This window comes from Arthrobacter sp. TB 26, from assembly GCF_000427315.1.
Lineage (GTDB): Bacteria > Actinomycetota > Actinomycetes > Actinomycetales > Micrococcaceae > Arthrobacter.
The window spans coordinates 1-567 of sequence record NZ_AUPJ01000426.1 but is presented as its reverse complement, the minus strand read 5'-3'; the positions used below and the strand labels follow the sequence as shown (position 1 = coordinate 567).

At 69.5% G+C, this 567-nt stretch carries 1 pseudogene; it reads right to left on the bottom strand.

Annotated features, from left to right (window positions below):
• Positions 1–567 (bottom strand): annotated as a pseudogene (locus K789_RS0116325) (transcriptional regulator); the annotation flags it as partial.

Genomic DNA, 567 nt, shown 5'->3' with positions numbered 1-567 from the left:
GAGCCGTTCCAGGTCGGCAACGATGGCGGCCCGCTTGGGTGACCGCGGCGGCAGCAGTTTCAGTGCCGCGATCCGGACCTCGACGTCGTCCTTCGCCTCGGGAAGCTCGGCATACCTCAGGAGCGACTCGGCGCTTCCGTCCGTCAGCACGGCTTCGCGGAGCAGGAAGGAGACCCGGTTCCGCAGCTCGGCCACGCCGGGGGCCTCGGAGCGGGGCAGGACAGCGCCGCGGTAGATTTCCAAGGCGATCCGGTGCGCGCCGCGCTGCAGGCAGTTCAGGACCTGCCCGGAGTCCGGCACCAGGTCCAGCGGCAGCCGGTAGGGGCGTGACTCCGGAACAGCGTCCGGATTGAGCTGCTGGAGGACCTTGCGCAGGCGGACCATCTCGGCCCTCAGCGTCATGGTGGAGGCGTTTCCCGGGTACAGGAGGACACACAGTTCCTCGGCGTTCAGCCCCTCCGGGTGGGTACTGAGCAAGGCCAGGATTTCGCTGTGCCGGGCGGACAACGGCACGGTGCGGCCGTCGATGCTGAGCAACGCCTGGTCCCGGCCGAGGAGCTGGAGGCT